Here is a 3,319-nt window from a genome sequence, read left to right as displayed (position 1 = left end):
GCAAAAAAGACTCCGAAAAAATAATCAGCGTTTTTCCTGAGAAAATTTTATCATCTTCGGAAGAAGCGCCGGACACGGCATGGAATCGTTTTTTTGAGGAAATATCTCTTTCCGAAGACATTGTAGAAACTACGCTACCTTCCAAATTTTTAAGAGGGCATAAAACATATAAAAAGGAAAGTTTCCCCAACTCATCAGCCATGGAAAATAATTTTTCACCGCGAAAATTTATAATTGAACATGATGAGTCAGGCGGTATTTATTCAAAGATGATATTTACCAATGTATTAATAAATCAGTTAAAAGGGGATAAAGCGCGCAAGTTAAGTGCGAGGGAAGAACTTTGGCAAGCCCAGGACTCAAACCTTTTTTCTCCTGGTAACGGATACCTTAGGAATGAGCTTCGCAAGTCTGCGTACAGTTCTCTTTTACGCGCGGAAATGATGACTCGCGAGACGGGAAAATTTATTCCATCGTTAATACAGCATGATTTTGATTTTGACGGCGTAAAAGAATTTATTTTTCAGGACGCTGTTATTAACTGTTACATTCAGCCCAAAGGAGCCGGTGTTTTTGAGCTTGATTATCTGCCAAAGGAATGGAATTATCTGGATTGCGGTTCAGGCGATTTTGGCAGGCGGACGATGTTTGCCGATATTTTGCTTCCTTTGGATACAATTGTTGATAAACATGAAGACGCTATTACGGAAGATACAAGACTTTGTTTTAATGAGGATTATGAATCTATAGCGCAGGATAAAAAAGGAAAAATATGCTTTAAACTTTCCGCGTCAGGCGACAATACGCCGTTTGGGGAAATAGAAATAAATAAATGTTTTTTGCTTAAAAAAGATATTCTTACAGTTTCGTATAATTTAAAAAATACGGGAAAACAGCCGCTGTCGTTTAAATTTATTCCCATGATTTGTTTTTCATTTGCGAATATCACGGACGAGTATGTTCGTTTTTCTAAGGTTGACGTTAATGGAAAAGATATTCATTTAGACAAGGAATTTGATACAGATAACCTTAAAATACTCGATGTAAAAAACGAGGTGCAGATATTGATTTCGTCCGCAAAGACATTTTCCGGAAATCTCGCCCCTGTTTACAATAACGATTATTATCAGGCGGCAAGAATAATGCCTGTATTTTCAATTTCTCTTAAAGACGGCGGCTCGTGGATAAACGAGTTTACCATAAAGTTCTCCCACTAAGTATTGAATACCTCTTAGTTTTTAGCTATCATAAACTATATGAAAAGAAGACTGATTACATCGGCATTGCCCTATGTCAATAACGAACCTCATCTTGGCAACCTTATTCAGGTGCTTTCTGCAGACGCTTTTGCCCGTTTTTGCAGGCTTCGCGGTTATGAGACCCTGTACGTTTGCGGCACGGACGAGTACGGAACCGCTACCGAAAACAAAGCTGCGGAAGAAGGCGTAAGCCCCCAAGAATTGTGCGACCGCTATCATAAGATTCACAGCGATATTTATAAATGGTTTAATATTGCCTTTGACAAATTCGGACGCACATCGACTCCCATTCAGACGGAAGTAACGCAGGAAATATTTTTAAAATTGGATAAAGCCGGATTTATCTGCGAAAAAACGATAGAACAATTTTACTGCTCAAAGTGCCAAAGGTTTCTTGCTGACAGGTATATTCGAGGCGTTTGTCCTATTTGCGGCAGTTCGGAAGCGAGAGGGGATCAATGCGAGGCTTGCGGCAAATTATTAGATCCTACCGATTTAAAAGAGCCTAAATGTTCCGCCTGCGGCAGTTCTCCAACTTTGCAAAAAACAAATCATCTTTATATTAACCTTCCCGGAATAAAAGACAAACTTGACAACTGGATAAAAAAAGCCTCCGTAGACGGCTTCTGGGCGCATAACGCCATACAGATGACTCAGGCATGGATGAGAGACGGACTAAAAGAGCGTGCGATAACAAGAGACTTAAAATGGGGAATCCCTGTTCCAAAACCGGGTTACGAAAAAAAAGTATTTTATGTATGGTTTGACGCTCCAATCGGCTATATTTCCATAACAGGTACGTTAGGTGAAGAAAAAGGAAATTGGCGTGATTTTGTAAATTATTGGTGGAAAAGCCCGAATGACGTTGAGTTGTTTCAGTTTATAGGCAAAGACAATATTCCGTTTCATACTGTAATTTTTCCATCCAGTCTTTTGGGAAGCGGAGAAAAATGGACAATGTTACACCACATGTCCAGTACGGAGTACCTTAACTATGAAAACGGAAAATTTTCCAAATCCAGAGGAATAGGAGTTTTTGGAACAGACGCTAAAGAGACAGGAATTCCCGCCGACGTATGGCGTTTTTATGTGTATTACAACAGGCCCGAAAAATCCGACGCAATGTTTACATGGAGCGACTTTCAGGAAAAAGTAAATGGAGAGCTTATAGGCAACCTTGGCAATTTAGTAAATCGCACGCTCTCCTTTGTTACACGCTACTATGACGGCATAATTCCCGAAGGAAAGAGCGACGGCGCTTTTTGGGCGGAAGCGGTAAAAAGGGAAAAATTAATTACGGAAAAACTTGACAGAGCCGAATTAAGAGACGCTTTTAGAGAAATATTTGAATTATCCTCGTTTGCGAATAAATATTTCCAAGACAACGAGCCGTGGCGTTTACGCAACGATGATCCCGAAAAAGCAAAGTCCGTTATACGCGACCTTACCTACCTTGTCCGTGATCTTTCGGTATTAATAGAGCCATATATGCCGCAAGCAGCCGGAAAAGTCGCCTCGTTTTTCGGTCTTAAACACAGAGAAAATCTTGATTGGAAGGACATTGGAAAAGCGGAAGGCATCGGTAATATAAAAATAACAAGCGAAGTTTTGTTTGCAAAACTTGAAGACGAGCAAGTTGCGGCGTTACGTGAAAAATATTCAGGCAGCCAGAAAGAACGGCAGGAAAGCGAGGCGGAACAGGCGGCAAGTAAACCTTTTTCTGCCGTAATGGATTTACGTGTCGCCAAAATAGAGAAGATAGAAAGGCATCCAAAAGCCGATAAACTTTATATTGAACATCTTGAAGTAGGAGAGGGCGTTACGGGAACACGCGAAGAGCGGATAATTGTTTCCGGTCTTGTGCCTTTCTACAAAGAAGAAGAACTTTTAGGCAAAAAGATAATAGTCGCCTATAACCTTAAGCCCGCAAAATTACGCGGCGTTGAATCGAAAGGTATGCTCCTTGCCGCAAGCGATAACCTCGCAACCGGTCCCGACGGTCAGCCTGCGGAGAGAGTAGAAGCCCTTGACGCAGGAGACTGTCCAACAGGAACAAGACT

The 3,319-nt window shown here is 41.0% G+C and carries 1 protein-coding gene and 1 pseudogene; both read left to right on the top strand.

The window, feature by feature from the left end:
- Window positions 1–1,217, top strand: a pseudogene (locus ACYVTD_RS10900) (hypothetical protein); the annotation flags it as partial.
- 39 nt (window positions 1,218–1,256) lie between these two features.
- Window positions 1,257–3,319 (top strand): methionine--tRNA ligase (metG, locus tag ACYVTD_RS10895; RefSeq protein WP_461247796.1); only part of this gene is annotated, 2,063 nt, incomplete at its 3' end.

The sequence above is a fragment of the Treponema sp. R6D11 genome (genome assembly GCF_054786075.1).
The sequence above is the reverse complement of the archived record's forward strand: the minus strand, read 5'-3'. Positions and strand labels throughout refer to the sequence as shown.